Source organism: Domibacillus sp. F004, from assembly GCF_057814295.1.
Map to the genome: position 1 here is coordinate 65414 of NZ_JBVATB010000004.1, position 25941 is coordinate 91354.

The following is a 25941-nucleotide window of genomic DNA, read 5'->3' on the forward strand; positions in this document are numbered from 1 at the left end:
CACGGCAAATCGGGATTCAAATTCGCATTCGGGGACTTTCGCTTCCTCCTCTGACAATGCGGTAGGTTCTTCATTTTTCGCTTTTTCAATTGCCAACTCCTTTTGTCGTTTTAGCAGTTCTTCTTCCGGCTGGTTTTCTTTTCAAAAGTAAAAACTACTACTTCTTAAAATATTGCATCCATATAAACTTATATACTGAATTGTTTTTTTTCTGGATCCCATAATGCCATTTCATTAGATGTTAATGAGAACATATATCCAATTAGATCATCTATATTAATATAATGGTAATTACCATCAATAACAGTTTCACTATTGTGATTTCTTATTATATAAAAATCAGGAATATATGAAGAAGTTGTATTAATTCTAGGAGTGACCCGCAAAATTGAATTTATGTAACTGTTATCCGCCATTATATAATTACGTAAAATATGGAAATAAGATTCACTATTATAAAAATTTTTAAAATACTCAAAAGCAAAAGAGCTATATGACTCTTCAAAGTTTTTTTCACCAAAATAAACAAAATAGTGATTTTGATATGTTTTTAACCATTTAATAAGATCAAATCCATTATAAATGTATTTTTTCCCCTTCATCGTCATTAATATGATGCCATACTTTTCAAACTCTATATTATCTATTTTTTGAATATAAGAGTATACCATCTGCTCTAATTCCATTTCATTTAAATCAATTTCTAGACCATCATAATATATATGTAACTCTTTAATTTTGTTAAATAAATATTCCACATCAATTATTATGAAAAAATTAAAACTTTTAAAGAATGCCCCTAATTGTTCATCAATTTCAAATTTAAGTTTCGTATATAATTCTCTAAGATCCAGATCGTAGATTTCGTTAATATCCGTAACTTTTTCTTCTAATTTATTAAATTTAATATGCTCTTCTCGAGTAATATATTTTCTAGGAAAAACTTTAACCTCCTGAAAAGAAGGTAGTATATCAATGTTTTTCTTAAAATTAACCATTTCTGTAAATGTTGGGTCGAAAAGAAAAGCATAATTGTTATCTTCAATATTTCTCTTTACATACATATAGATACATGAATTATAAACTCTTCTGTTAGTTTCTATAAAATAAATATCATTATTGTAAGGACTATAAAAAATAAAATAATCTGGTTGTCCATAGTTAAGAATTTTTGCTATTGCATTTTCTTTATATTTGTTACCAATGATATCTCCATCAGTACCAATATTTAAAAAATATTTGTTTAAACCATCAAATCCCGAAGCAGAAAATATACCATCAAATCTCCCAATTACCGATACAATTGATTTTTCAGAATCATCAATATTTTTAGCGTAAAATAGGTATAATAAGTCTCTACACCACACTATTTCTTTATCTAAATAAGCGCCAAAGAACGCTCCGCCAATGCCATGACTGATCAAATGATTTTTTATGGAAAAGCATTGAGTATATGAAACAATAGTGGCTAAATACTTATCAGCGTTTTCATTCCACCTTTGTCTACTTTTTATGAATGAAATTATAGGTTCAGAAATTGATGGTATCAGAGCCCCAGAACCGATCTCTTTATAGTCATTTATTTCATAAAAGCCCTTCTTATTATTAAAATAAAATAATTTATTATTTTGATCAGAATCTTTTAAAGCAATTAATAATTCAAATTCTTGATTTGAAGAGGAATAATTTTGTTCTAACACTTCAAGCGCATTAATAATACCGTTATCTATTAACATCTTAAGATATTCAAGGGCCTCAATTGCCGGTTTTTGTATTCCAGCATAAGTTGCTATAGCACCTTTACTTAATCTAATTATTTTCAAGTCTTTTTCTTCTACAACATGCTTTCCATATACATCATGTTTTTCTCCGAAACTACTAGTAGGTGTTATAAGATCCTCTGAATTAAATGATGATATAGCAGTATCTGCTATTATATAAACTTTGTCATCTTGCTTCCAACCTATACAATAAGTCATACGCTCTTCCTCCTTCCAAATAAATTCCAGTTTATTCATTTTAAAAATATTCGTATTACTGCCCTTTTTAAGTCCTTTACAGATTGTGTTCATCACTGGTAATTAAGGATACAAAGTAACCCCTTTACCATCTGGCAGGACTTTGTAAGGTAAAAGCATACCTTTTTTTAGCTTATATTTTGTATAGAAAGTCACTCTTTCCGTAGTAAATTATACCAATTAATTATAGAAAACACAAAAACGCTCCCATTTGCAGTATATAAGACCTATCTCATCTATGAGGGTATTTCAGCTAAGAACGTAAGTCTCGAATTAGTAAGGCATTTATAAGGTTATAACAATCCACTTATCCACTGACACTTCTCAAACTTCTTTTCTTATTTAATCTGGCTTGAAAATATATGTCATAATTTTTCCATTTAGTTACTATGAACCCGTTAACCCTTACTTTGTCAGCAACCTCCTTATCAGTTTTACCTGTAATTAATAAATCGATGTAATTTAATTGTTCAACTGCTAATCCCTTTTCCCTTTTGTAACTCTTTGCAGCTTTAGCATGCCAAAGAGTTACAACTGTTATCTGTTCCAGAACAAATTACAGTGCTGACCTATGCTTTAAATTTTTAAGAAATAATAATGCCATTTTTACCAAAAAAATTAACAGGCATTTAGAATGATAGTTTTTTGTAAACCCATTTTGTATAAAGTATGTAATAAAGTAGAATATCTTATTAATCTAAACGAAACAAAGAGAAGATATACCTTCTTGCATAACATCAAATTTTTGTTAAACTCCTATACCCTCACAGTACATGACCTGGCGTATGCGGACCAATTCAATTTAAAAGACCGCTTCGGCATACTCGGTAGTCAAATGTACTTCCACACCTGGGGCGTTAATTATACAGTGTTCTTTCCAAAAAAGTTGGACCAATAGAAAACCATATTCCAAAGGCCTAATATTAAGAGGGGTTATGACAATGAGTCTGACAATATCATCGTCACGAAAGAAATGATTGATGAAGTAACGATGCGATTGCGTCGGTATCGTCTGGTATTGCTCTCGGTATCTCGTATAGCCTTGATATTAAGGAGCACAGCTTCCAAGCTTCCATCATCAGATGCTGCTGCAGCGCAGCACAAACAGCACTCATGAGTTATCAACGTATTTTGTTCAGCTGATCAATGTCTGCTTTTGTTTCCATTAATATCCTCCTGTTTTATAAAAACCCTTTTCACAGGATTTATCTTTTAGTTAGTAACAACTTTTACCGATAATTCAAAAGTACTATTTTCTATTTCAAACAATTCTAACAAAAACTTATAAGCTAATAAACCCATCAACATTTTAACATACCTATTGTCTGAACCAACCTGAATGAAATTCATTTATTCAAGAAGCGGGTGTACCAAGGATTCGTTTCCATGATCTACGTCATACCCATGCTACTATGCTTTTAACCCAAGGCGTACATGCTAAAGTGATTTCTGAAAGGCTGGGTCACAGTAACATTAAAACAACTTTGGACATTTACTCACATGTACTCCCTAACATGCAGGAAGAGGCAGCGAATCAGATTGATGCCCTGTTCTCAAAATCAAAATAGATAGCTTCGGCACCAATATGGCACCAAACCCGATTTATAGCATTACAAAACAAAAAAAGACCACCTCCGAAGAAGTGATCTTTTCATAGAGAAACCGTGTTCCTGACGCTCTCTCAGGGGTTTTAACACCCAATGATTCCTACTGGGTTCGAACCAGCGACCTCTACCCTGTCAAGGTAGTAAAGCGAATGGGATTATAACAGATATAGTTTGAAATCGTTGATATAATAGGCTTTAATCTTTCCTATTTATGATTTAAACAGATGTAATTGGTGGCAACATGATTGGTTTTGCCACCAGTCTGCCACCAACTTGCCACCATTATACAACCAGCTTAACTCCTTGTCCGCTAAAGGTTATAAGACCTTTTTGCAAGAAATCCCCCATCAATTACTTGCTAAATTAAGAATACAGCAAATATTTAAAAATAGGGACAAGACACATATTTCATTGTACCTAGGTCTCAAGCAGTTTTGAAGTTAGAGGGAAGAGAACTTTTTTAGTATTATTTAATGTTGTCTAATGGTCTAAAGTCTTGATTTAATAAGCTTTTTGACTGTCGAAATTTCATTAAATTATATCTTCTAATATTAAAAACATTTAATCCGTGACCTAGATGGGACCAAAATTGTTACCATTTCACTTGAGTCCATAGATTATTTTCGCACATAGCATCCTTAGGAAAAAGAGGCAGTTTATAACAACCGCTTCTTTTTCTTAATCCATTGACTTTCTGTTTCATGTCACACTGTCAAACAGTAAGATTATATGAACGTATACTTTAATTGGACCAAAGAAAAAAGCTGGTTTACGCCATCCTTACCTTTATTCAAAAACTACACCAGACATTGAATAAAAAGGTAAATTTAACGGAATGGAGGTACGATTTACACGCTCTATCATTTCTAACCTTGAATTAATAGTATTTAAGGCATCGATTATGGTTTGATTTCCTTGAGTCATTATCAAAGAAGCCTTTTTTATAGATGATTGTAGTGATTCTCCGTTAATTAGCTGTCCTAATGTTAAAACCCCTAAAACTCCTGCAGCGAGTGTATCGACAAACCATAAATGACCTAAAACAATTTGATTTTCATTTGTTGCGCTTGGAGCTAACCCTAAAAAACCCATACTATCATTTCGAACATTGGCACAGCCGGTGTAACAAGCGTTTAAAATAAGATAGCGTCTCTTTTTCGTTTGAGGAATGAATTGTTGTAATTCCCAAGCAGTTACTTCCTCAGCTTTTGAAATAGTAAGAGTAGAATGAGGTGGATTGTTTGAATTAAAAAATCCATGAGATATAACCCAAATTAAATCATATTTAGGGTCTGAGTATTTTTGTAAAAAATCTTCTTTCGTACACTCGGAACCTTTAATAATTTCGATATTCACATCATTATTTTCAAAAATTGTTTGTATCGCTTCTAATTCAAATATTGATGTATACAAATTCTCCGCAGGATCACACCATATTAGAACTTCTTTTATCTTATCGGTTAATGGATGATGGTGGTTACCGCCGCTTATTGTAAAAGTATGTTTTGTCTTATTTGAAAGAACTGAAACTATTGGAGTATTTGTCCATGAAGTCTCCAAGTATTCAAAATTAGTTTGTGTTGGTAAGGCATCAAGGACATTCTGTAGTGTTTCTATTCCAATAAATTTTTCAATAGCTATTAAATATTCTTTCGAATCTTCCACTTGTTGACGGGCCATTAAAGACTCTTCCTCAAAAGTTAAGGGAATGTCACTACCTATTAACGTATACCAACTAGCTTCGACTTTGCTTTTCATCTCCATTATTTCTTCAAGTTTAACATTACTTTTTATAGGGATAAAAGTAACTTCATCACTGTACTTCACTATAAAAATCGGCCCATCAAAATTCCCATAATTAGGGACACAAGCAAATATATTCTTATCTTTTATATCTTGATATCCTTGTTTCCCCGGTCTAAAAGAGTTCCAATTATAGGCTACAGATAATAATAAATGAAGCTCGTCCTTTTCAAGACATGTCACAAGGATTTGAGTAAATATTATGCTATATTTTTGTTTTATTAACTCAAATATGGTTCGATCCTGAAACAAACTATGAGCTTTTCTCATGAATTCCGCTAACAAATTTATAATTTGTGGACCATCAATCGAATTTGCATGACATAATTCTAATATTTTCATATGGATTAATTCAGCCCAAAAGTGTGTCTCAGTTTCGGCAACGGCTTTTTTAGTCCATTCCAGGCTTTTGAGATTAATTGCAAGTGATGAAGCTATCATAAACCTATGGTTAATATCACTTTCTCTTGAATAACAATTCGATAATAAATCTACTATTTTTTTAGCTTCAGTTGAATCAGAAGGGAGCAATTCTAAATAATTAGTGAAAAACATCAAATCAAATTGAGTTGGATTAGATACTGTAGCAAATCTTTTATATGTTTCATACACATCTTTGGCTTCATTTCCCACATTCCCCATTACCTTAGATAAACGGAAACTAATGGACGCACGCGAAACAAAAAATTTCCTTACTAAGTCTGGAAACAAATATCCTGTATCTAGTAAAAATTGATCAATTTCAAAGCTTCTAGATAAATAAAAATCACCTTGATTAGTTAATGGATCAAAGGGAGTTACCCAAGGATCTTTAGCTTTTAATAATGCATTATGTGCTTCTCCATATAACCCTAACAATTCAAGCTTATAAGCCAAGTTAAGATTTATCGTTACTATTGCTATATGTGGGAACCCTATCTGATCTTGCGTACCTGGATCATCATTCAACCGTCCTAATGCCAATAACTCAGTGGTAAATGTATTTGTTATTTTTATCATGTTCAAATACTCAACATCAGGAATTAAATGTAGAATAGCACTTAATTTATTTGCCATTTCAGAAAAATCTTCAAGTAGAAAGGCCTCATTTTGCCAAATTGCAATTAAATCTTCAACTTTTTCATTTGAAAATTGTTTTACTTCGTTTAAAACCCTAATTGTTTCACCAAAAGACATTGTTTTCTCCCTCTCAATCATTAATAAAGGAACCTTTGAAGAACCGCCTTAAATTATGAAAATTATACCGTATAATGGGTTAAACATTATAAAGAAGCTAACCAGAGATACTCGCATATCAATTGCTCAGAATAGGCTACCTCTTTAATATTTTTTGTAGGATTTAAGTTCGTTTAATTAACAAAAATGAAAGTGGTAATATCTCATATTTTAACCTTCATCTTCTCTTTTAGGTCACCTGGATTTACGATTGATCCAGTTACCAAATGGCTTATACGAATAGACATGAAGAATTTATAGATTGCTTTAAGAAGATATGGCGGATTAGGATAAAGGGGGAACACTTTACAAAGAAAGATATGGCAGTCTATGAAGAACTGGTTATAAAATTATCAAAAATTAGAGAAGAATACTGTCCAAAACTCACTAAAAAAGAGAATCAGTAGGCGGTAAAACATAAGAAAGAATTAAATTACTAATAAAATATACTCGAAGAAGGGGAACCCATGACTAAGGATTCTCCTCTCTTCTATCAACTACCCGCTTCTTTCAACCATTGATAATATTCTTTTTCTGTTTTCGTTCCTTTACTTATTCTTCCTCAAATTCAGTTGTAGTGAACTTCAACTGTCCTCCATTTTCCTTCACTATTCTCTGGAAGTCTTCATCAAATCCTCCAGTAGATGTAGATTCTATTTCAATAGAGATCACTACATTTGCATCATGTTTTTGAACAAAATGACTTAGGACTTCATCAAAAACTTCCGAAAATTGGATTTTAGCAATTGTAGGGTTCAAATTTACTTTTCCATAAAATCTTTTCTTAACTAAATTTTCATTTATTATAACTGACCCACCTGAAGATCCATCAATTTTAGTTTCAATAGGATAGGTAACTCCAGCATTTGATCCTATACCAATATTTGAGCTATATTCCGAGCCTAATATAGTATCCGAACCAGAATTCAGGTTTGTTTCATTTTGACGTTCTCTCTTCTGTTCTTCATCGTATAATTGGGCTATGATTGGATTTATTAATAATAATGAATTATCTAATATTACACTACTGATTTGTTCTAATACAAATCCTTTATAATGATCGTCAATATACCCATACGCAATTCCAAAGAAATCATGGCTTTGCATACCAATTTCAATAGTCTGTCGATATACGTCTTGATTAATTAATCGTGGAAGATATAGATATTGGCAAGTTTTTTGCCAAACATCAAGAGCAGAAACGTGCTGCAGGTCTTCTTTCCAGAACCATTTTTTAAGTATATTATTTAAATGAACTGGAGCCCAATTAGTAATTAGTAAGTCATTCTCTCTCAATTTATTAATGATTTCTTGGACAGTATCTTGAGCGTTTGATTGAATTGAGATAGTTTCCCACATAACATCACTTATTTTACCCTGCCTAGCTTCTTGAAAGGGAATAAGGAGCCATTTGTACGTTTCACGCAACGTACGCCCAACTACTTCCTCGGATCTTTCAAACTGTTCTTTCGCTTGTTTTTGTTGAATAAGATCCAAGTTCAATCGTGCATCTTTGATATCTGTCATAATGGATTGCCATGATAACATACTACGAACACTGTCACGTAAACGTTGCATTACCTCGTAATCAGGAGCTAAAAAGATTAATCTATTTTGGTTACTCCTAGGTTGCGAACCCTTCTTTGTTAAAATTCCATTAGCAAATACCTCTGCCTGATTATGTTGAGAACGACTATATCCAGCATTTATTGGCAAAATTATCAAACGTAGCTCTTCATCATCAGGCACATCAGTTGAAGGTGTAAAGATATGTACACCTGAAAATTGTTCACGTCTGCCTAGCCACTTACTTATACGTATTCGGATATCTTTATCTAGATCTGTAAAGCGTCTTTTACGCTCTTCCATTTCCCTTCTAAGATTCGGACGAGTGTCATAATAATAACGGTTATTCACTGTATTTAGGTAGTGTAGGCTATCACTCATCCGACGTACAACATCCTTATAGACACCTATGGTCTGCCCTGGTTGTACACTTCCAAGCAGAATACGTTCAAGATCAACTCCTCGTTGTGTTTGTAACATCCCACTAGGTGCGCTTCCTAAAAATATCGTTCTAGCTACCCTTCTTGCAGCCTGATATGCACCAAATCGAGAATCCCGATCAATATTTACCGTTTCGGCTCGTGATCCATCCACATCCCGTTCAAGCACAGGGTCCCAGCCTTGAGGTAAATAATATACTAATTCATTGCGGACGTTCTGATCATATAAAGGTAAGTCACTTGCTTGGATTATAGGTGCAGTATTCCCTTCAGTCCATAACTTATGAATAACCTTAGCCATTAATTTAAGAACACCGCGTGTCCGTTGAAACTTCTCTAAGGAAGACCAATCTTCGTACAAACGATCAAACACTTCTGGATGAACTGGATACGATTGTTTCAAGCGATCTAAGTAGTGGCTTTCCTGTGTTTCTATAGGAAAATCTGCACTGTTCTGTACATACATCTCAGCATAGGCACGGCAGCTTTCCTCTAATGAGCGAACATCAGTTAAGGTGGAAAATAATCTACGTCGTACAATTTCAAATGCTTCTTCTGTTGCCACAGGCTTCCATAGTGCTTGTATACGTCCAAAATACCTCTCTAATGCGTCAAGTGATTGTTGTCCCCTGACACCGCCCAATTCAGCCTCTGATTCAGGTAATGAAGCGAGCATTATGGATTGAGGAGAAGCTTTCAAGGATTCAGTTAGCGCTTGAATAAAGGATAAATTAGAGTCAAAAGTTCCACCTGTATAAGTTCTGCCTTCTTCAAACTGCCGAAGATAAGCAACTAATTCATCAACAAGAATAACACAAGGGGAGTATCTGCTGAATAGTTCTGTTAACACTCCTTTTCCAGGTGAAGTACCACTTACATCCGCCTCTTTTACAAGATTGTAAGCCTCCATTTGACCAAGTTGCCAGGCTAGCTCCCCCCACATTGTATTCACTAAAACTCCATCCCGAAGCTGGGGCTGATTAGGAGATAACTGATTTCCATCCAAAACAATCACTTTCGCTTTTGGAACTTCAATAACACCCGTTGCATCAATAATCGGAGATAAACCATGCAGTTCACTTATTGGAACCTTCCGACTAACCAAATGATACACAGCAAGCATCGTATGCGTTTTCCCACCACCAAATGCAGTTTGTAATTGAATAACCGGATCTCCTCCCTGACCACAAATCCGACGAACAACTGAGTCAAGCAGTAACCGCATTCCCTCAGTTATGAATGTTCTAGCATAGAATAGTTTTGCATCACCGTATTCTGTGGATGCTGTTCCAGCATGAACACGGCTTAAATCAGCAGCAAATTCGGATTGTTGAAAAGTACCTTGCAGCACATCCTTATGTGGTATAGCGATCTCCCGCCACGGTTTTAATGACATGGATATTCACCTCTCCTTACCATATTGTGATTTATTAAAATAATTCAATCTGTGTATCTTTATAGCCGATCTCATTCGCAACCGCATCAATCGCATCCCAGCTTTCAATTAACTCATTATAAGCTCTGGCATCTTCCGCCCAACCTTTACGCTCACACAAAGTATAAAGACGATATGCCAAAGTGCGAATAGCCTCAGATTGAACAGCCATACCTGTTAAGAGGCCACCTGCAGTTTGTTCACCTTCTTGCTGTAATGCACGGATTAACTGATGCAATCCTTCCCATACTGGAGTTCTAGTATCTTGTTCAGGTATCCATTCTGCTGAATGTTCCTGCCATTTAAACAAACGCACCTCACCATGTGAAGCGGAAAGTACACCAGCGTTTCTCATACTATCAACTGTAGTTCCTTTAGCAGTTGCTAAAACTTCTGCCTGTCCGTATTTACCAGTCTTCCAACCATATTGCTCGAACCAGTTAAGACAAAACGAAGTTTCTGGGTCCAATTCTCCATCTGAGGAGTTTAAGTAAGCATCCACAACTTTATTGATCAATTGCAATGCCGTTTTTATAGTCATTGGAGAACCATCCGCTTCCAGAACAGCAGTGTATTTTGAAAACACAGCCATACCTGGTCCGATAGCTGCTTGTTGTAAATCTACAGGGGCAATTGGAGAAATATCCCCTTTTCCACCTAGCATCTCTTCTAAAGCTTCAGGTATAACTTCATTTAAATCTCGAATAAAAGATCGGCGGGATATAGCCTCATTTTCATCTTTTCGAGGACGACAAACTAAAACAATACTAGAAGCCAAGGCATTTGTTGCAGAACCAACCATTCTATTAGATAGTTCCGTTCTCATCGGCCAAGTACCTGTAATTGTAAATCCTGCTTTTATAACAGCATCTAAAAATGTTACCCAACCAGTTGAAGATGTTCCACTTTCTTCTGTTTCAGATTGTTTAAAAGCGTAATATATAGTTACTGGGAAAGCAGGATGCACTTGATTTGTTAAGTTGTACATTACGTTTTTCATACCACGTAAAAAAAACTCTTCTGCTTTCTCCTTGTTCCCATGACGATATGGTGATGCCACTAGTTCCTCTGCTTTAGGAACTGCAAGAGTTGCAAATAAATCTGGATAAAGGGGTTTTAATGAACGGCGAAGCCAAATATAGAAAAAATCTGATAGATCGGCATACCCTATGTTGTCATAGTACGGTGGATCGGTTGAAACCACTTTAAATTTACTAATATTTTGTATCGAAGCATTACTTTGAATTGCTATTCCAGGTGTATTTGACGAAAGACCTTGTAATACACGAACTGCCCAATCTACACCGTTTAGAAAATTGCCTGTTGAACTTGAGAATGGGTTTGCTTCTGCATAGTCCCAAGTCATCGGGATTGCTTGTCGCCCAAATGTATTACGAAGGCTATCTCTTGATGAATCCCAAGAACATATTGTAGAACCTCTATCTGCTAATTTGTTTACAGCAAAAGCAAGATAAACACATACAGCATTTGCGTAGTCTTGAGGTTTTAGACCTGAATCAAATTCTACCTTGCTCGCATCTAGCAACACCCTCTCATGGGCTTTAAGTACCAAATCCGAAAAAGTTGTTAGAGAAGCAAGCTGACGCGTAGTAAAAAGATGTTGAAAATGTGTAAGTCCATATAATGGGGTGAACATCGATCGACGATCACCTGGTATTTCTGTTTCTGGAGCCCAATAAGGTTCTATCGAAGTAGAGAGTTTCTCCACATCCTCTGTTACAGGAAGATAAACCCTTCCTAGCGGACCTTCTGCAACTACCGCAATTAACTTATTACCTAATCTCCCTTGCACACCTTCACTTTTGATGTAGTTTGGAGACATGGGCGTTTCCGACAATAAACATTGAAAGTTAGCCCCTCTTGCTAACTTGGTACCATTCTTTATAGTTTTGTCATTTTCGGGTTTCCCTTTTTTCACTATAAAGCTATACTTGTCACCTTCAATTACAGGTTCAAGATAGATTTCATTCCCTTTTCTTTTTGAAAGATAAAAGCTTGAAATTAATGGCACATCAACATGGCTAAAAGCTGGGTTAGGGCTTTTAACCGTTCGAGCCCATATCCACGCGATCACAGTACCTTTACCCCCACCATTCTCTACTGGTAAATCTACCTCGGGGTAAAGTTGACCTATCCGTTTAAATGCTTCTTCACGTATCCACTTCCCATAATAGCGTACATCATCTGCTAGACCTGCAGCTCCTTTCCACTCAGCAGAAGTTTCCATTGTAATCCTTGCCTCAGGATTAACTGGGGGTAGTCCTGTGAATTTTGGAGGAATTTCGATCATGGCTTTGTTGATCATTACTGCGACCGGATTTAAATCAGACCCATATGCTTCTAGCCCAAGTCGCTGTGCCTCTAGCGGAATGGTTCCTCCTCCTGCAAAGGGATCATGGAAAGCAGGAAGTTTATCTGGATCAAATCCTTCAACCCCTTTATTCAATTCACATGTTTCGCGCCAACTCTTCCAGATTTCTTCTTTCGCTTCACGTAAAACGCCTTCGTTATTCCTATTCTCCCATTTAACAAGTCTGCGCATTATATCAAATAATCGCTCTCGTTCCTTTTGTGCTACTTCCTTGTTTACCCCTCGTTGTAGGTGTCGTTCATATCCTGGATCATTAACAAGTTGTGCAAATAATACAGCACGAGCTGCGGCTAATGGCCGCCTTGCCCACCAAAGGTGGAGTGTTGATGGATGCCCGTGACGGACCGATTTTTCACGGCTAGCTTCTATATTAATATCATCAAGTGGTAAAGCTACCTCGATTAATTTCTTTGGAATTTTAATTTTACTCATTTTTCGCCCACTTACTTTCATATTGTTTTATGATTATAAATTTTGTTTCTCGGCTTTCTCTATAAGGAGCTTTAAGTCAAGATTTTTACTTACTTCAGCCCAATCAGGCTTTTCATGGAATGGGTTCCTTATATAATATGGTCCATCAACATTATGACCGTCAACGATCACAATAGCTAGAATAAATTTATCACCTTGGTTTAAGGCATAGAGCATCTCGTTACGGGTAACTGTTATGGTATCTTGGCCTTTAGCACGACCTTTTACTTCAATGTGTCGCTCCTTATCATACCTTCCATCGCCAAGAGGTATACGAGCTGTTATATCCCAGCCACATTTTTCGGCAGATACATCGATTACTTCATGTCCCATCTGGCGTTCTATATCCATAACAGTCTGCATAGCAAGTTGTTCAATACGCTTCCTATTAATAGCATCTACAGTTGGTAGTTGACCTTTTCTAAGATCTAACAATCCAGCAGGGATGACTAATGCACCTCCAACTATAACTGGAGTGGCAGATACGACATGACGCTTTTCTTCTAACTCCTTTCGGCGTTGTTCGAGACGAGCAGTAAGTTCATCTATATTACGTCGCACATTCTCTAATTGCATCCGTGGCTGTTTACCAGCAGCAATATCTTCCGATAGCTTTATATAACGGTCTTGCCAAAAGTTAATCTCTTTTACGAGTCGTTCATGAACAGCTTGAATGGTGCGTTCTACCTCTCGTTCACGGTGTTCTCTCACCTCTTCATAATGGGGAGCACCCAGGTACTGAGCCGCATAACGAGTTGCAAAGGATTCTAGGTCACTTGCCAACCATGATTGGTTTAATACATCCTGAATTAAGACAAGTTCTTCATCAGAAGCCCTTTGTAGATCGAGGTGGGGAGCATCCCCTGCCATAGAAACACTACCTTGCTCATCAATTGTAACAAATTGTACGCGACGGGACACTTCTCTAGAATTATTTCTAACTTGCTGTTCCTTTACTGCATGCTCCACCATAAACAGCATACAAGGTTTAACACTGTCATCAGTAAGATCAATAAAAACAGCCCCTTGTTTTAATTTCCCTCGCTCACGCTCTAAGACTAGGTCTGTCACTGCCTGCATAAGAGGGTGTCCAGTATGGATTAAATCTGCCATAGGCTTACCTTTGACACGAATTAACTGCTTATCGAAGCAAATTCTTTCATATTTTTTAAGTACAGGTTTACGATTACCTCGATCACGGCCATTAATCTGTCGATCACGCTCACGGATTACAGCTGGTACATGAGAAATCTCATAACGATCGTGTTCTCGTACCTTTAACTCTCCACCCAACCATGCAAAAGCCTCTCTGAAAAAAGCACGAATGAAATATGGCTGTAGCCTTCGAGCTTGTGCTTTCTCCATTTCATCTCTTACCTTGTATAATCTCTCAGGGCTCATTACTTCTTCAGACAATGCGTTTCTATTCATAATTTCCTTTAAATGCGCGGTGTCAAGAGAACCTTCAACCTGTTCTTCCAATCGGGCTCGTACCAATGGGTTATCACCGTAACGAATCGCTTCAATAAGCAGTTCACGTAGCGACTTGTGTTGAAAAACTTCCCCTAAGATATCAAACACTCTTCCTCCGAGAGCTTCGCGTTCTATTTCAAGTTTATTAAGCAATCGCTGGAATACATCCCCTTCACGAGTCTCAGATGCTACAAGGTTCCATAAGTGGCATATTTCTGTTTGTCCAATCCTGTGAATACGTCCAAAACGTTGTTCCAAACGATTAGGATTCCAAGGCAAATCATAATTAACCATAAGATTTGCGTTTTGTAAGTTTACACCTTCTCCCGCCGCATCTGTAGCAATCAAGATAATTGTATCCGGATCATTACGAAATAGCTCTTGTATCTTGCGACGATCAATACGTTTGATACCTCCATGAATGGTCACCACTGCATTCGAGCGGCCAATCAAACTCGTGATTTTGTGGTGCAGGTAATTAAGGGTGTCGCGATGTTCGGTAAAAATAATTAATTTACGATGATTTCCTTCTATATCCCGCATATTCGGTTCATCAAGCAATAGTTTCGATAGTTGAAACCATTTGGTATCCTGATTAGATTGGACTACTTCATAAGCCAGCTGTTCAAGCTGATGCAGTACCCTAATTTCACGCTCTAACTCTTTAATTGTTTGTGCTGCAGTAGCCTGAGAGACCACTTCCTGCTCAAAATCTTCAAATTCTTCGTTATTCATTTCATCTTCAGATTCGTATATATCTTCTGGGACATCCATTTCTATATCCCATAGATTTCTACCACGTTGCTGGATTTTCATTTCTTCTATTCTACGTTTTAAACGCTCTTTACGTTTTTTCAATGATTGATATATCGCTTCTGGACTAGATGCTAATCGTCTCTGTAATGAAGTTAAGGCAAATCCTACGGTGCCTTTTCTTTTCTTATCCGCTAGCTTATCAGCCCTATCCATTTCTTCTTTAACATAAGTGGTTACTTGAGAATAAAGTTTAGCTTCCAAATCTGATAACTCATAATTAACGGTATTTGCACGTCTTTCAGGAAAAAGTCGGGTTCCGTCAAATTTGACCAAATCTTCTTTTACCATTCTTCTCATTAAATCACTGACATCTACCTTGTGAGCCCCATCGCGGAATTTCCCATAAAATCTATCTGAATCAAGGAGAGATAAAAAAAGTTGAAAGTCTTCCTCTTTCCCATTATGCGGGGTAGCCGTCATTAAAAGAAAGTGTCTAGTAATGCTTCCTACCAGTTTCCCAAGTTTAAACCTTCTGGTTTCATGAACTTTTTGTCCGTACCAGCTTGCAGACATCTTATGGGCCTCATCTACTACAATAAGATCCCACTGAGTTGCTTTAAGCTTTTCCTGTAACTCATCACTCCGACTTAATTGGTCGATTCGACTAATTAACAATTCCTTTTCTTCAAAAGGATTTCCCGTTAAGCTTGAATTTACCATTTCTCGAGAAAATATCTCGAAATACATATCAAATTTCTCGTACATTTCATCTTGCCACTGTTCAACCAAACTACCAGGTGCAATAATTAAAATTTTCCTAGCATCTGCACGGATTGAAAGTTCACGCATTAAGAGACCTGCCATGACTGTCTTACCTGCACCAGGGTCATCTGCCAATACAAATCTTAAGGGTTGGCGTGGCAACATTGACTCGTAAACCGCAGTAATTTGGTGTGGCAATGGTTCAACATTTGAAGTATGAACAGCCATCATAGGATCAAATAGATGGGCAAGATTTATACGATAAGCCTCAGCTACTAACTTAAATGCATCTCCATCAGCATCAAAAGACCAAGGTCGTCCTATTTGAGCAAGAGACAAATTCGTTTCATCACTACGAAATAGCATTCTCTCTTGAACAACACCACTTGCCGACTTAAAATAAATCGTTACGGCGTCTGTCCCAACGGGATCATAACTCAATATTCGAACAACTTCATTAGGTATTAAGCCATTAATCATTGCATCTTTTTTAATATCTTCAAGCTTGAGCAACCTTAACGCACCTCTTTCCAATAACCGTGAGGAATGATACCTTAGTTATTCATTGACACATTCCTTTTTGTTCAATTTTAACATAACTATTGATTCCAGCTATTAGAAAGCAACCTAAGGGTTTTATCCTCTCGCAGAGAGATAAAAAAGGACACTCTTCACTTTCATCGAACATTATACAGGGATAATTTCCTATAAATTCAATAAATGAGGATTTTTCAAAATGCCTTTAACTGTAGAGCCATGCCAATACTGCCCTGCATTTTTCTTTTCTGCGACAAGAGCAGGAGTCGAGTATCCCGCTTTATCCATTTCTTTTGCAATTGACTCGAATCCAACACCCTGAAGATACAGGGAAAAGATTTTTTTTATAGCTTCTGTTATTTCATCATTGCATCGAAGGAAGTTTTGACATTGGAGCAAACAATTTGCAGGAACTCCTTGATCATGAAAGGTATAATGATATCTTTCATAATAAAATAACAGTGACCCGTGTTTTTGGTTGGAAAGGTTATTTAGAGTAGGAATTAAATAACGTAGTAAATATAGAAAAAAAAAGCTTATTAAGGCCTGTACTTTATGTGGAAATATAATCTATGAAAAAAAAGATAAAAAGTATTGTAGTAGAAAAGAAAATCCTAATTGCTTTAAACAAAGAAGATCATCTGATAAAAGAAGGAAAAGAAAAAATAAAAGGGACTATGTTTCCCTTTTATTAGATAATTACAGATTTAAAATAGTAAAAACATAATTAATTAACCTTTATATAACTAACAAACAATCTCAATGAGTCTTAATATTTAAATTTCCATTACCTTTATGACTTCGTTGATTTCTGGCTTTAATTTGTAATGAAATTTAGGGACACCTAAAATTCCACTGATCTCCAGCATATGTTTATTCATTTGTTTTTCCTGAAATAAATAAGCTTCCCTTTCAGAAGGAAGATTCAAATACTCGCTTTTACGACCATCGATGATTTTAATTTCCTCTTCTTTAGAATACAATCCAGTGCTCGACTGATAAGCATGACATATCTCGTGAAAAAGATTAGCTACGATTTCTATTTTATATTGTTCCTCATTTCGCATTCTAATGTCTTGCAAATTAAATAAATACAATCTTATCAATTTTTTCATAGGTATCGTTTGGCCGGCTGGTTGCTCTTTACCATTTAAGATTTGTTCATATATTTCATCAGAATAAATAGGTTTCTTAGCTCGTTCATATTGTATGCGTTCCGGGGTCTGGTGAAATTCAATTGTGTAATTTAAAGCGGTATATTCTTTATCTAAAAGAGCTACGCAACGTTCAACTGGAACTGAAATGCTATGTGAAATACCAACATGTTTTACTTTCATTTTGCACCTCTTTCTTAGATATATAATGTTTTACATAAGGTTATATTCTCTATGATAACTCCCTTTTTGAAATTGATTTTCTACTATCGACACCAGAAAAGGCATTATCAAAAATTCATTCTAATTTTTCAGATCAATAGCTAAGATAGTTAAGTTCTTTGAGTATATCTTTACCTAAATTGTTTAAATCTTTAGTCGTAAAGCTTCGCGGATTCCCTAAATTTATTGATAAACCAACAAGTTTATAGGAACCAAATCTACCTATCCAGTAAGTACAGGGAACTTGTTCCCCATTTTTATTTTGATGATAGTGCTTCTTACCTTTTTTAGTCACAATGCTTTCAGGAAATAACCTTTTTAGTTTAAGAAAATTTGTCCTTCCAAATACAACTATAAGTTTTGGTGATGGAGTAAACGTTTCTAATAATTGATCTAAAAACTTTTGTGCCCATCCATTATCAAATAAATCCTTTTCGGCCAAATGGGTGATTTCTTTAAAATCAGAAACAGTTGCCAAAGGAAATAAATCTATATGTATAGCATTAAAGTTATACTGATTATTTTCATTATAATAAGAAGCATTTAAACCGTTTAGAAACGCTTCTACTTTAAATCCGCTAGGCTTACCAAACCAATTTATATAGGGGTTTCCTTCCTTAGAGAAATAACTATTGTAACTCTCTATTATTTCTTCTTGTAGAGTTTCATCAGAAAGAATATCAGTTAAAGATTCGTTCGGCATCAATGTTCTAAATCGAGGTTTGCTAAGATATTTTAAAGAGTTCTCTTTCTTATTAACAATTAATGATTGGGCATCTTTTTTGTGATGTTCTAAATATTCCTCCCGTGATGGGTTTGCTCCTATAGTAATAATTTTAGGTAGCTTGGTCTTTGTATCCCCGAACCACAATATAGGTGGAGCCTTTTCAAGTAACTCATCCTTCCAATTAGGATTACTTTTTAGTTCAATATTCTTTTGCACTGCCTCTATTAATAAATCTTTTGCCTGATCCATTAGCATCCCACCATTTAATTTTTTACCACTGATTAACATTTCACTTTTAAATTATATCAATTTTTCACCTGAAATTTTAAATGTATTATTTTTACCTTATTATTATGGAAATTTATTATAAATTGAATAAATTATAATAATTCCAACTATTACCACAATACCTGCTATAAAAGGCAGTGCGTTTTCTTCCTCCTCTGATTGTTCTTTTTGATTAATTGGTGTTTCCTCAATTAGATAATCCTTTTTATCTACTATTGCATCAGCATAGGCATCCTCATTGTACCCTGCTGCATATCCCTTTAGATATGAATTCGTATCATACAAATCTTCAATTTCCTGATCCTCATTATATTTTATGCCTTCGTATGACTCATCTTCTCCAATTTCCATTCCAGCTGCATAACTATCTTCATAACATACCTCTAATCCGCCCCAATGTCCGTCCTCTATTCCATCTTCAAAACCATCTCCATAGTCCTGAGTTCCTTCCCATTCCCAATTATAGTCTTTTTCGCATTCTGATGTATTACCATAAGCCAAGTCATATCCATTATCATACCCTTCCTCATAATCACCTATTGAGTCATAATAATCATAGGTGTCACTGGAACTATCATGATAATGATATTCACCATAATTCAATCCCCAGTCGTCGCAATTCGTCCGACATGTATGCCCACCACTACTGTCAGTGTTCCCTGGATGTGCTGCAATAACTGTAGGGAAAATAAAATAGATGATTATACAGATAAAGTAAAATTTTTTTATCATAAACACCCTCCCCTGTGTAAATTTTACCACGATTAAGTAATCAAAAAATTCAATTTTTACATAATTCTCAAAACATAAAAAGAAAATGGCTATAAGACCAGAAAAAGAAATATAGTCATTTATGCTAGATAAATAAAAAAACTCCAACCAAAAGGCTAGGGATTTAACCTTTATCTATTTTTATTTTTTAATTTTCCCAGTAAGTTTTCGGCTTTCTCTTTTCTCTTTTTAGTTTCGAATTCAAGAGGTATAGGAATCAACTTCCCATCCTCAATTTTTATCTTGAGAACGTCACTTTGTTTAATAGACACCAATGGAACCGTCGATCCAATCCGAACAAATGAAGCAAGTGCTCCTGTTCCATCGAGTACATCTCACCGTATATACAGGTTGTGACACAATAGAACTAATCGAAGAAAATGTGACTGGCAAACAGTTCACATACGGATACGAACTGCAACAGTTGTTCCTTTTGTTGCGACTACATACGCAAATATAAAAAAACGAGTATTTCTACTCGTCACTTCATCCAATCAGTCTTGATATTGTTTATAATAACAAAAAAACATTCATCATGATTTTTGCTGTATACTTTAAATTCAGCCTCAGTCCCTTGAAAGACGATCGTTTCTTCATTAGATGGTCTGACAGTATATTGATTGTTCTTCAAATCAACGAAAAAGATACCGCTTATTTTACTTTTCGTGATTTTATCTAACTCTTTTCTCATCAACTTGATTTGCCGTTTAAGCATAAGCGTCACCCCTTTCTAGGTTCCACTCTTTCAACCCAGGCTCCACGCTCCAGATTCTTTAATTCATTAACTGTTCGTTATTTTGCCGCAGCTTTAACTTCTTCGATATCTTCTTGCATCTCTTCAATTTGTGCCGCTAAATCTTCCATTTCATAAGCTTTAAATGCCATCTCAAGAACCGTTTTCGCCGCTGTTACACGACTACTCGCAGGAGATTCTTCATTCTCCATAACAGATTTCAGAGTTTCAACTGCACTAGTTGTTGTTTGTTGTAATCTCGAAATCGTTTGAGAAAGAGCCACCTTTTTTGCCTCTTTAAAAGCTTTGTCAAAATCCTTTTCTTGAAGCCATCTATAAAGCGTAGTTTCTCCTACTCCTGCCTTTTCAGCCGCTTGTCGAATGGTAGGTTCCGTTAACAGAGCCATAATGGTCTTTTCTTGTTTCAAGTTTAATTTTTGCAGATTATCTTCCATTTTCTTCTACCACCTTTCAGAGCGGATGACGTACTTTCCAATTTCGTTCAAGTGCGGGTTTTAATTGTTCGATCCCATTCAGCCCCAATTCGCCCAACTACGAAGTTTCTATCTCATTAAAATCAAATTCCTAGTCAACTTTCACGTCCATGTCCTCATGCACTTAAAGCTGTTTTAATTCATCTCTCATTTTGTAGTAAAGATGATGATAAATCCATAGTGGAGACAGCTTCTTGTCTACAAAGATAGTATTAAACTTGTAGCGGATCTCGAATGACTTTAAAGTGCCAATCACCGAAGCAGGCTTCATTTGTGATCGGTAATTGTAAGCCACTATATCCTCATATCCGTTCTTCTGCTCTACCATTAGGACAAAGTCCATTTCCCGGGAACGTATCAATTCATTCTGAAAGGCCGTTCGTTTATCCGCTTTAAAATTGCCTATAAGTTCATCTATGCTATTTTTTCGTTCAATGGCTACCGGTAAGTATAAATCCCTTTGTATCCCCAGCGCAGTCATCTGTGGAAGCATAATAGAATAATCACCTGTATCCAGCTTCGCGTTCTTATAAGGAATCTTCTGTTGCTGAAAATAGCTAATGATATGGTCATTAACTCTTTCCCTAGTGTCAATCAAGATAATAGCTGTTAATAGTAGTTTTTTCACTTCTGTATCCGTATAGCGATATTTAAGCATCGTTTCACTTCCTCGTATCTACATAAGAACATTATATGTCCACTATATGTCCGCACTCTTTCCCTTATGGCTGTAAGGCTAAGGGACTTGAGGACATATAAGACATATAAAACCTTGATTCTCTTACAAATGAATAGTAATTGCTGTTTTATCTATATATTGCTCTGTATCTACTCACCACTTATAAAGTTCATATAAAATCATATGTCTTATATGTCTTTTAGTTCCTCTATCCCTTGTGGCTGTAAGGCTCAACCCTTGCATACATATAAAAGACATATGTCCTCTGTTATTTGTCCTTTCGCTTATAAACAGTCTGTTTTCCGTAATCTCTAAACTGCCTTCTACCTAGACACTCCCAACTTTCAATATTTTTTAATACGGCATTTATTTCTCTAGCTGTTGCTTTGTTTAAATTACATTTATGTTGGCCTAATACTTCTTCCCATATATGAACAGCACATGTTTCATTAATAGGTATTTTTGTGTTGACTTGAAAGCCTTTCTTTTCGATGTACCCCCTTTGAAGGACATACTCAATTTCGGCAGCATAAAGACCTTTATCTGTATTCTCTGATTGTATTTTTCTAGCTTCATTTTCAAGATAATTCGGTAATTTTAATTGTTCCCCGCGCAATTCCATTCGGTCATAAACATGAACCGCTTCTGCCCATATTTGATCGACTTCCATTGGAAAATCCTTTTCAAACCATTTACTTTTAACTTCAACTATCCACCAACGTCTGCCGCCTGTATCATCTTTTAGAGGTAATTCATCATTAGTCGTAGCGACAAAAATGCATTGTCTTGGATAACGGTTTGTTCTTCTCCCATAGGGTGATCTAAATTCATCGTATTCTGAGGAGATAAACTGCTTTGTTCGTTTTTGATCTCCTTTTCCGACAGCTGCCATTTCTCCTAATTCGATTATCCATTTACCTTGAATTTGCTCTTTTGCTTCCTTGCCCCTCATATCATCTAAGGAATCAGAAAACCATTCTTCCTTTTTTGTTATTTTTTTTAGGAGAGTTGATTTACCTATACCTTGGTCTCCCTTCAATACCAATACATAGTCCCATTTGCATCCTGGCTTAAATGCACGTTTAACCGCTCCGATCAACGTCAACCTTGTTTGCCATCTAATCAATTCTGTATCATCAGCATCGAAAAAATCAATGAGCAATGTGTCTATTCTTGCCTTACCATCCCATTTATCCCGAATGCTATTTAAGTAGTCTCTGATAGGATGATATTTGTTATCTAATACAACTTGATTCAATGCGTCATATATGACGTCTTTTGCTTTGATGTCATAGTATATGGATAAATAATTTCGCAAGCAAGAGTCATCATGATCTGTAATTTCTTTACAGTCATCTAACCTCTCCCAAGGTACGGCCCCGGTGATCTCCAGCCTTTGTGTCAAAAGATTAAAAGTAAACTTCCCTTTTAGCTGCTCATCATTTCGAAAGATTAATAATGTATTAAAAGCTTGACTATAATTCCTACCATTTTGTGTTTTCTGCAATTGATCTTTCCAATCTTGAGCATAGTCTTGTTCATCTTTTTTTGTATCAGCCCATTCGTTGTCTATGTCCTTCATAAGCATTTCCTCTAAACCGTCGTATCCTCGAATCGTGTCTGCAAGAGTTTTCCCCATCGTTCTACAACCTCCTTTGCCACTGAAAATATTTCTATTTGTCGTTCAAAACTGATTTCTTCTAGTAATCCATCATGTAACCACTCTAGTAAATATTCGTGGTAGGCTCGATCATGATAGTACCGAATAAGTAATTCATCATTCTCTACATCTTCCAAGTAGTCATATTGCTTGGCTAAACCGGTCATCATATCTCGTATCGTACATAGATCATAAAAAACTTGTTTATAAAATTGGAGAAATCGTCCCTCTAGGTTCTTATCCTGTATCTTTTTGGCATATTGACGTTGTATGGGTTCCGGTAATGGCTTACTATTAGATAACCCTAAACGCTTCCCTAATTGATATATGGCCTGTCCATTCGATACATTATTGAGTGCAGCATATAAGCTGATAACATCGCCACCAATTCCACAGCTAAAACACTTGAACCTTTTCTTCTTTGAACTAACTGAAAATGACGGATCACTATCCGAATGAAACGGACAACTGGCCATTCCTTTTTTGCTTAAATTAAGATGTTCCCCTGCAATTTCTCGGACATCAATGTTCTCTTTGATCTGCTCTATGATATACTCAAGAGCATAGTTATTTTTCATAAGTAATCACCCCCAACATGGTTACTACTTTTTAAAACCGCTATTGTCCCAACAAGAAACGGTTTATTTTTCCTGTAACTAGTAACAATGTAAGCCTCCCCACCGTGATTAATAATGCTTTGCTTGGACTACTTCCATGTCTGCTGCATGAATACCGTCTCTAACATCAAGTTCAGCCCATACATACGGTAAGGAAACAATATCCGTATTTGCTCCACGCTTGAACTCTCCTAAATTATCTTTTTGCAACTCTAAACCAAAATAAACGTTTTTTGATTCACGGAGTTGTACAGCATTACTGCTGATTAAATCTCCTGTACTTGATACGACTGTGATTGTTTATCATCGGAAGTCCAAAGGTTAAACTAGCCGCTCGATTCGTTCCATATAAAGCTTGAAGGTATTTTTTTCGTTAAAATCATCTTTATATAAATCCGCTGGTCCGTGCGTGTGCATTCTCCTAGATGAGAAGCACCTTTTTTATATCTTCTATACAGTTTTCACTCTACTTGTTATAAATAAGTTAATTATTCTTAAACATAATTCAATGACCACTACGATGAACTATATTTTACAGAGCATGTTGTTTTGAGGTGATTTTTGAGTTATCGTTATATCTTCTTGTTTTTTGATCAATTGCAAAGAGAATCGCTTTCCTGTTTTTCCAACCAACCATTTAACACTTCTCTTCTAAATAAAATACGTTTTCCCACTTTCACATGAGGTATTTGTCTTTGACGTACCAGTGCATAAATTAAATCTTTTGAAATTCCTAAGTACTCAGAAGCCTCTTTTACCGTGATCGTTTGACAGTCCATAATCAATTTTCTCCCTTCAGTTCATCTTTAATTTCGTCAATAGCAGATAATACTCTCGCCTTTTCTGTTTCTGTCATCTCTTTCCGCATATATCGAATGAATGTTACCTCGTGAATCCCTAACTTATCTGCAATCATCCAATTCGTGATCTTACCTTTTGCACTACGAATATCTTCATTAGCTCTATGAAACATTTTTAGACAACTCCTTCTTGATTAAGGTTATTAATAATGCTAATATTATTGTAATTACAATGTCACGATTAGTAAAATTGTTTATAAAACGTGACAAATCTAAACATAGATATCTCAAGGAGAAATTGAATTGAAAAAAACAATTATTTTTAATAAACAAAATGTGACAAATTTATTAGCCTTTTCAAAGGATACTGAAGTTTTCGAACAACACATATTTGGCTCAGTCCAGTCTCGAGTCGAACTTTCAGAGGGACTAAGGGAAAAGTCAAATCCTTTACCGATAATCAATTCATTAGCAGTAAAATTCTTCGAACAACTTAACACAGATCCAGATAGTTTGTTACCACAGTCCCTACCAGATAAAAACATAATAGTTAATTTAATTAAAGAAGCTTATGAGAATATTGACATTGATTATTCTAGTGTTTTTCTTAAGTTGAATTCTTCAAATACCGAATACCTACTACATAATCAAGTAAACCTTAACGGAACACCATTTAGCCTTACATTTGAGCTAATTCAACTATTTTATTTGTGCTGGAATTATACAAATGGCGAGAGAGCAATAAACTGGGATTTTTACGAATTAAGAGAGAGACACATTATGGAGTTTGAGCGAAAATATAAAAAGGATTCGATATCTCCGCTTTCCTTGTACCATGATCGTTTAGGTGAAGTTCAGTTAATACCCGCAGACTTAGAATCAGAAGAAACGTGTCAATCCACCTTAAAATTATCATCGGTTATTGCAGGGGCAGCAAATAATCCATTATCTCTTGCATGGTTTGAGTTGTTCTGTGCAGTTGTCCTAAGTGGTAAATATAGTTTATGTACATTTTGCGGTAAAACTTTCAGTTTATATAAGATGAGAGGAAATGGTGTAAACAAAGCCACCTGTAGTGATGAATGTAAAAAGAGGTTGCAACAACAAAGAAATGAGCGTAAAAGGCTAATCAACCCAGAAGAAATTAGAAAACAAGATAGATTGAGACAAGATAAAAAAAGAGCAATCGATAATGTTTTATCAGGTAAATACTCAATTGAAGAAAGTGCACAAGTATATAGCCTCAATCCAAATGATCTCTTTGAATGGGTCAAGAACAAAAAATGAAAGGAGGAATGCTGAATGTAATATTCTTAATAGA

Annotated in this window: 17 protein-coding genes and 1 pseudogene; 2 read left to right on the forward strand and 16 right to left on the reverse strand. The window is 35.6% G+C overall.

Annotation, left to right across the window (positions count from 1 at the left end; translation table 11 throughout):
- Positions 1-188: 188 nt before the first annotated feature.
- Positions 189-1979, reverse strand: a complete 1791-nt coding sequence (locus ACZYRN_RS11865; RefSeq protein WP_488911821.1) for a hypothetical protein — start codon at positions 1977-1979, stop codon at positions 189-191.
- Positions 1980-3361: 1382 nt separating this feature from the next.
- Between ACZYRN_RS11865 and ACZYRN_RS11870 the strand changes: the two are divergent.
- A pseudogene (locus ACZYRN_RS11870) lies at positions 3362-3586 on the forward strand (site-specific integrase); the annotation flags it as partial.
- A gap of 825 nt (positions 3587-4411) precedes the next feature.
- Here the strand turns inward: ACZYRN_RS11870 and ACZYRN_RS11875 are convergent.
- From ACZYRN_RS11875 to ACZYRN_RS11945, 15 genes are all read right to left on the reverse strand, one after another.
- Positions 4412-6604, reverse strand: a complete 2193-nt coding sequence (locus ACZYRN_RS11875) for a CHAT domain-containing protein (protein ID WP_488911822.1) — start codon at positions 6602-6604, stop codon at positions 4412-4414.
- Positions 6605-7195: 591 nt separating this feature from the next.
- Positions 7196-10045, reverse strand: a complete 2850-nt coding sequence (locus ACZYRN_RS11880) for an ATP-binding protein (RefSeq protein ID WP_488911823.1) — start codon at positions 10043-10045, stop codon at positions 7196-7198.
- Positions 10046-10079: 34 nt separating this feature from the next.
- On the reverse strand, positions 10080-12908 hold the full coding sequence (locus tag ACZYRN_RS11885; protein ID WP_488911824.1) for a DUF1156 domain-containing protein: 2829 nt from the start codon (positions 12906-12908) through the stop codon (positions 10080-10082).
- Between the two features lie 33 nt (positions 12909-12941).
- Complete coding sequence (locus tag ACZYRN_RS11890) at positions 12942-16451, reverse strand: helicase-related protein (RefSeq protein WP_488911825.1); 3510 nt, start codon at positions 16449-16451, stop codon at positions 12942-12944.
- Positions 16452-16643: 192 nt separating this feature from the next.
- Positions 16644-16874 carry a recombinase family protein gene (locus tag ACZYRN_RS11895; RefSeq protein WP_488911826.1) on the reverse strand — a complete coding sequence of 77 codons (231 nt, stop codon included), beginning with the start codon at positions 16872-16874 and terminating at the stop codon, positions 16644-16646.
- Positions 16875-17251: 377 nt separating this feature from the next.
- Positions 17252-17812, reverse strand: a complete 561-nt coding sequence (locus ACZYRN_RS11900; protein ID WP_488911827.1) for a hypothetical protein — start codon at positions 17810-17812, stop codon at positions 17252-17254.
- Positions 17813-17945: 133 nt separating this feature from the next.
- Positions 17946-18827 carry a hypothetical protein gene (locus ACZYRN_RS11905; RefSeq protein WP_488911828.1) on the reverse strand — a complete coding sequence of 294 codons (882 nt, stop codon included), beginning with the start codon at positions 18825-18827 and terminating at the stop codon, positions 17946-17948.
- A gap of 102 nt (positions 18828-18929) precedes the next feature.
- Positions 18930-19598, reverse strand: a complete 669-nt coding sequence (locus ACZYRN_RS11910; RefSeq protein WP_488911829.1) for a YHYH domain-containing protein — start codon at positions 19596-19598, stop codon at positions 18930-18932.
- A gap of 520 nt (positions 19599-20118) precedes the next feature.
- On the reverse strand, positions 20119-20352 hold the full coding sequence (locus ACZYRN_RS11915) for a hypothetical protein (RefSeq protein ID WP_488911830.1): 234 nt from the start codon (positions 20350-20352) through the stop codon (positions 20119-20121).
- Positions 20353-20429: 77 nt separating this feature from the next.
- Positions 20430-20825, reverse strand: coding sequence for a helix-turn-helix transcriptional regulator (locus tag ACZYRN_RS11920; RefSeq protein ID WP_488911831.1), 396 nt, complete (start codon positions 20823-20825; stop codon positions 20430-20432).
- Between the two features lie 163 nt (positions 20826-20988).
- Positions 20989-21522, reverse strand: a complete 534-nt coding sequence (locus ACZYRN_RS11925) for an ERCC4 domain-containing protein (RefSeq protein WP_488911832.1) — start codon at positions 21520-21522, stop codon at positions 20989-20991.
- Between the two features lie 289 nt (positions 21523-21811).
- Positions 21812-23182: a virulence-associated E family protein gene (locus ACZYRN_RS11930; protein WP_488911833.1), complete on the reverse strand. Its 1371-nt coding sequence runs from the start codon at positions 23180-23182 to the stop codon at positions 21812-21814.
- Positions 23137-23781: a CHC2 zinc finger domain-containing protein gene (locus ACZYRN_RS11935; protein ID WP_488911834.1), complete on the reverse strand. Its 645-nt coding sequence runs from the start codon at positions 23779-23781 to the stop codon at positions 23137-23139. Before ACZYRN_RS11935 ends, ACZYRN_RS11930 begins: the two co-directional genes overlap by 46 nt.
- A 632-nt stretch (positions 23782-24413) precedes the next feature.
- Positions 24414-24599, reverse strand: coding sequence for a helix-turn-helix domain-containing protein (locus ACZYRN_RS11940; RefSeq protein ID WP_488911835.1), 186 nt, complete (start codon positions 24597-24599; stop codon positions 24414-24416).
- A 2-nt stretch (positions 24600-24601) separates the two neighbouring features.
- Complete coding sequence (locus ACZYRN_RS11945) at positions 24602-24793, reverse strand: hypothetical protein (protein ID WP_488911836.1); 192 nt, start codon at positions 24791-24793, stop codon at positions 24602-24604.
- A 130-nt stretch (positions 24794-24923) separates the two neighbouring features.
- On the opposite strand from ACZYRN_RS11945, the gene ACZYRN_RS11950 reads away from it, so the two are divergent.
- Entirely contained in the window at positions 24924-25907 is a 984-nt protein-coding gene (locus tag ACZYRN_RS11950) for a hypothetical protein (RefSeq protein ID WP_488911838.1), read from the forward strand.
- Positions 25908-25941 lie beyond the last annotated feature (34 nt).